The sequence below is a fragment of the Streptomyces sp. SID3343 genome, assembly GCF_009865215.1.
In the GTDB taxonomy this organism is placed as follows: Bacteria; Actinomycetota; Actinomycetes; order Streptomycetales; family Streptomycetaceae; genus Embleya.
Genome location: NZ_WWJX01000528.1, coordinates 1 through 5452, shown reverse-complemented (window position 1 = coordinate 5452; position 5452 = coordinate 1). Strand labels below are relative to the sequence as shown.

Annotated in this window: 5 protein-coding genes; all 5 read left to right on the top strand. The window is 60.7% G+C overall.

Features of this window, described 5'->3' with window-relative positions:
• Positions 1 to 381: 381 nt before the first annotated feature.
• The 5 genes from GT354_RS16555 (at position 382) to GT354_RS16535 (ending at position 5022) form a co-directional block, all read left to right on the top strand.
• Entirely contained in the window at positions 382 to 732 is a 351-nt protein-coding gene (locus GT354_RS16555; RefSeq protein ID WP_161357076.1) for a winged helix-turn-helix domain-containing protein, read from the top strand.
• Positions 733 to 1282: 550 nt separating this feature from the next.
• The gene (locus GT354_RS16550; protein ID WP_346012053.1) at positions 1283 to 2029 is read left to right on the top strand and encodes an AAA family ATPase; all 747 of its coding nucleotides are present in this window, start codon (positions 1283 to 1285) and stop codon (positions 2027 to 2029) included.
• 50 nt (positions 2030 to 2079) lie between these two features.
• Positions 2080 to 2619: a guanylate kinase gene (locus tag GT354_RS16545; RefSeq protein WP_346012052.1), complete on the top strand. Its 540-nt coding sequence runs from the start codon at positions 2080 to 2082 to the stop codon at positions 2617 to 2619.
• The gene (locus GT354_RS16540; RefSeq protein WP_161357073.1) at positions 2616 to 3506 is read left to right on the top strand and encodes an NAD(P)-dependent oxidoreductase; all 891 of its coding nucleotides are present in this window, start codon (positions 2616 to 2618) and stop codon (positions 3504 to 3506) included. The genes GT354_RS16545 and GT354_RS16540 overlap by 4 nt, the downstream gene beginning before the upstream one ends.
• A gap of 583 nt (positions 3507 to 4089) precedes the next feature.
• On the top strand, positions 4090 to 5022 hold the full coding sequence (locus GT354_RS16535) for a restriction endonuclease (RefSeq protein WP_161357072.1): 933 nt from the start codon (positions 4090 to 4092) through the stop codon (positions 5020 to 5022).
• The last annotated feature ends 430 nt before the right edge of the window (positions 5023 to 5452 follow it).

Genomic DNA, 5452 nt, shown 5'->3' with positions numbered 1-5452 from the left:
GAAGGTCACGGCCCACGGGGCGGCTGCCTCCCGGCAAGGATCGGCAGCCGCCCCGGAACACGTATGAAGTAGCCCCGTCGCGAACGACGGATGGCAAAAGCCCCTGTGCAGACCGACGCGAGCGACCCGGGGCCGCGGTCACTCGCAGGATTCAGTTCTCAAGAAACGAGCTGTCCCGGCACTTACGGGCGCGCAGCCGAAGCCGCCTTCCCTGGCAGGTCGCAAGCAGAGAGATGTGGATCTGATCTTGGGAACAGACCCGAAGGTCTACCCGTTCTCAGAGAGTGCTCTTAGAGCACTAAGAGCGTCAAGTAGTTCTCTGAAGATTCTTCGACGGATGTGGTGGACTTGGAGCTACAGGTACCTATGAGGGGGACTGACGTGTCCGGAAGCGACGGAGTCGCCGCCTACCAACGGATCGCCACGGAGTTGCGCTCCCGGATCGCTCGGGGGACGTACCTGCCGGACGATCGACTGCCATCCCTCGCCGAGCTACAGGCGGAGTTCGGCGTGTCAAACACCGTGATCAAGAGCGCGTTGGCGATCCTGCGCAACGAAGACCTGATCGTGGGTCAGCAGGGCAAGGGCGTCTACGTCCGTTCCGACGTGACTCCGGGGGCGGTCCGAATGCCGGTGGACGTAGCTGCCTTGGCTGCGCAAGTGGCGCAGTTGCAAGAGCAGGTCGGCGTCCTGGCGGAGCGGGTCGCAGTCCTTGAGGACTCGGCGTCCTGACCGCTACCGCCGGCAGGCTCCGCACCCGGGGCACACGCACCCGTCGCCAGTGGTGACGGGGGGAAGGCTGCTACCGCAGTTGCCGCACATGGTCTTGCTCCTTGAGTCGATGTCGACTGACATGAGCAATACAACCGCTACTTACGGCAACTCTCCATCACTCATAGCTAATCAAGCGAACTAAACGAGCTTTCAACGAGTAGCTACACGATTAGCGTTGCATTCTCCATCGGCCGATCATGGTGCTTAGGATCGAGCCGACTGAAGCCTAGGAGGGGCAGTGACTCGGGGTCGACCAGGATGGAATCCAGAGAGTCTGAGTAAAGCACGGGAAGCGCTTGGACTTACTCAGGAAGACGTTGGGCAGGAATTGCGCGACATCTCTGAGCGGAACCGTTGGAACTTGGCGGCGAACTTCCAAACCCTGTCGGCTCACGAGACGGGAAGAACGTACCCGGGGCCGCATTACCGGCGAGCCTACTGCCTCCTGTACAAGGCGACTGAACCGCAGCTCGGGTTCAGGAATCCACTGCCGATGGAGGAAGCTCCGATGTCCGACGACTCACGGCGGGCCAATCCACCCATGGACCCCGATGAGCAGGCAATCGACTCGGCGCTCAGCATGGTCAAGGCCGGCGTCCCGGAAGCGTCTGTATCCGACCTGAGAGGGCATGTGGTCGGTGCATGGCAGCGTCGCAGAGGGATCGCCACACCAGAGCGCTCCACAACTTTGACCATGGTCGGTGGTTACGCGGGGTCGGGAAAATCAGAGCTGGCCAGGTTCCTGGGAACGCTCACGGCTTGGCCGATTCTCGACAAGGACTCGATCACTCGGCCCATGGTCGAGCAGTTGCTAACGGCCCTCGGCGCCGATCCGTACGACAGGCATTCGAGTCTCTATGCCGAGCGAGTCAAGCCTCATGAGTACCGATGCCTCATGGAAGCTGCTTGGGACAATCTCGACTGTGGGATATCGGTAATTCTCGATGCGCCATTCGTGTCGCAATTCTCCGACCCGGCTTGGATGCGTCGGATCTTCAATAAGTGCCGAGCAAAGCGCGTCACGCCACTGATCATCTGGGTTGAATGCGACCCTGACTCGATGTATGAGTACGTTCAATTCAGGGATGCACCTCGGGACGCGTGGAAGCTTCAGAACTGGGACGTCTACGCCGCAGGAGTCGATCCGCAAATGCGGCCCGCCGGTCCGCACTTCCACGTGGACAACCGGCATGGCACGGCCGTTTCACTCGCCGATCGCGCTCGGGACACCCTCATGGGGGGAGGCCGGTGGTGACTTCGTCCGCTGTGGTTCTCTATGGTCCGCCCGCTTCCGGCAAGGACACGGTGACCGCTGCTCTGTCCCGTGCGGACGCGTCGTTCGTCCACTTCCAGCGACTGAAAGCCGGTCCAGGTCGTTCCACCGGTTACCGCATGACGGATGCCGAGACCTTGGCTGACCTTCACCGCGATGGGCTGATCGTGCACAGCAATCGGCGCTACGAAGCGGAATACGCGACGGACGCACCCGAGCTTGACCGCCTGACGTCGCAGGGACGCGTTCCCGTCGTTCACGTTGGACAGGTCGAAGCGCTTACTGCGCTCGCGGCGTATCCGGCGAACTGGACTCGGGTGTTGCTTTGGTGCCCCGAACATGTCACCGCGGAACGGTCGGCCGCCCGAGGTGACTCCGACAGCGATGCTCGGCTAAGGGCTTGGACTGAGACCTACGCAGATCTCGAAGCCCACCGCAGTGTGCTGTGGTCCCTGATCGTGCGGACCGATCGCACACCACCGGATGAAGCCGCCGCACTGATCCGTCAGGCTGTGAGAGACAAGGCGCCCGATCGGTTCGCGCCGAACGACCTGCTCCAAGAAGTCGCATGACCACGGTCGGGGTCCTCCACCCGGGCAGCATGGGCGCCGCGGTTGCGGGTGAGCTGAGCAGTCGCGGCATTGCGGTCCTTTGGTGCGCGGCAGGCCGTAGCGCCGAGACGAGAGCACGGGCGGCGAAGTTCAACCTTGAGGCCGTCGACGGGCTTGACGAACTACTCGATCGCAGCACGCACGTGATCTCACTGTGCCCCCCTGGAGCGGCGGAAGCGGTAGCCCGATCCGTCGCCGAGAGACGGTTCTCAGGGCTCTATGTGGAGGCGAACGCGGTGAGCCCGGAGCGCATGGAACGCATGTCCGCGCTCCTCAACGAGGGGGGTGCCGCGGTGGTCGATGGGGGCGTAGTCGGGTCCCCACCGTCGGCGACTCGATCCCCATGGCTCTACCTGTCGGGAGCGCGGGGTGACGTCGCCCGTGTCACGGCTCTGTTCGCTGACACCCGGGTCCAACCGAAGACCCTTCCCGGCGGGATCGGGCAGGCATCCGGCCTGAAGCTGTCCTACTCGGCATACCAAAAGGCGAGCAGAGCCCTTGCTGCCGTAGCTCATGCGATGGCAGACGAGTACGGAGTCGGACCGGACCTACTCGACATCGCCCACCATCATTCGGCGAGGCACCTTGCCGACCTTGCCTACACCGCCGACGTAGCGGCCAAAGCATGGCGATGGGAAGCAGAGATGCGGGAAGTCTCGTCGGCCCTCAAGACGGCGGGGCTGCCTGCCACGATGGCTGACGGCGCGGCCGACGTCCTGTCGCTATGGGCACCTGCGAAAGACGCGAACCTCGGTCCGGTCGAGGCGATCAGGCAGCTACGCACCACACTGTCCGACTGTCCGGATATGGCTGTGACCAGCACAAACGCACCGGACAGCACCGAATGATGCTGTCCGCCCTGTCCGGTGTCCGCAAGTGACGGACTGCTGAAACACCCGGGTGTTTCAGCAGTCCTGCGAGCCACACTCGCAAGCCCCTCGCTGATCCGACGGAAGACCGCGGTGGGCAATCCATGGGTGAGGGCGACGTAGCCGCTCCTCTTCGGGGATTGGTAACCAGTCACATACTGACTACCAATCCCCTAAATATTATCTACCGATACAGTTGGTCGATGCAGGAAACGGTGGCCACCAGTAGAGCCAGTGCCGCAAGAACCAACTGCCAGTGCGCCTGGGACCATTTCTTCCGGTTCACAGAGAAACCCCATCCAAAAAATCTGGCAGCGATGCGCTGTCCGGACGTTTGCGAGTTGACGTACGAACCGTAGCGCTCCCTGGCCATTGATCTATTAGTTCCACCTTCGGGTGCTGAACAACGCAGCTAGACTGCGAACAACCCAGGATTGTTCCCAAACATTACAAACAATCCAACAGATGAGGCGGGGGCCTAGCGATGGGTACCAGGCGTGCAGGCAGGCCGTGGGGGCCGATCCGGTCCGAGACACGAGAAGGCCACACTTTGGCTCAGTTCATGCGCGAACAGATTGACGCGAAGGGCATCACGCTTGCCGAACTCGGAAAAGAGATCAACTTTTCGAAAGGACAAGTGAGTGCGAACCTGAGCGGAGCGACTCCCCGGAAAGAGTTTATTACGGCACTCATTCGTGTAACTGAGACATCTCCAACCAAGAGGGAGCGGAAAACAGCATACGCTCTTGAATTGTTGCGGAAGGTTACGACTTCGCAGAGTAATGAGATTGAGAGTGATCGAACAATCAGTGACCGGGCGAGCGATGCGTCTTTGACCCAACGCCTCATCGCATCACTTGAATCTCAGGTGCAATTAGAGAGGAGCTTGAGGCTGGCGAACCAAACCATCTGGTTCCTATTGGGGCGGCAAGTGAAAATAGAACCCGAAGTTGAGGGAGATAACTCGCCGACTAGGTTGCCTGCGAATACGAATCGAAGAACGTTGCCTGATGGTCCGGCGAAACCAGCGGTGCCAATTAACCCTCTTCAAGAACGTCAGAGCGTTTTCGATCTGTATTCCATGTCACCCCTCGCATTCGAGGGACTGGTAAGAGAATTGTTCCAGCGTATGGGATATGGGTCATGGGCTGAAAACAAGGATATTCGGGCAAATCATGGGTTCGATGCCGTTGTTACAGACCCTGCTCCGTTAGTGGGGGGGATCGTGATCGTAGAAGTAAAGAGATACCGTAAACTGGTAGGTTTCGAGATCGTAAGGGCGTTTGCCGGAGCTATCGAGGACCAGCGGGCTACCAAGGGAATCCTCATCACGTCGTCTTGGTTCGGCAAGGCGTCACATGAGTTCGCAGCAAGGCACGGAAGGATTGAGTTGATCGATGGCTCTGCGCTAGCTGCGCTTATCCAGCAGTACATGGGGATCACGGCCATCCCCCCCGTCCCGCCTAGTCATCGCGATGATCAACCGGACTCGTAACCTGGGTAGAAGCGACGGTGACGGGTGATCTGCGGGAGAGGGGTGTAAAAGTTGTGCCCCATCGGGCCATCGCGCAGCTCATCCGCTTAGGCCGATGTACCGGAGTGCAGACTGTAAATGCGCCCACCGTCGGTCCTGCTAGCGGCCCCCGACGACCATGATCATGGGCCATGCGCGGGCCAGCCGGCCATCTTTCGGGCCGTCACGCCCGTTGTTGCAGGTCAAACCGGCTTTCGGGGCGTACTCACCTCTGTCCGGCGAGGAGAGCGGGTCCTCTTTTTTTCTAGAAGCCGGCTCGCGAAGCACCACTTTTTTCTCCCCCGCTTCGCTCCTCCTAAAAAAGCGGCACTCCGCTCGTGACTTCGGGTCCTCCGCTTCGCTCCGGCCCCGAAGTCTTACTGAAAAGCGCGGCTCCGCCGCTCTCCTCGCT

Coding starts and splice junctions, on each gene's coding strand:
- GT354_RS16550 (WP_346012053.1), top strand. CDS start 1,283: ATGTCCGACGACTCACGGCGGGCCAATCCACCCATGGACCCCGATGAG.
- GT354_RS16540 (WP_161357073.1), top strand. CDS start 2,616: ATGACCACGGTCGGGGTCCTCCACCCGGGCAGCATGGGCGCCGCGGTT.
- GT354_RS16535 (WP_161357072.1), top strand. CDS start 4,090: ATGCGCGAACAGATTGACGCGAAGGGCATCACGCTTGCCGAACTCGGA.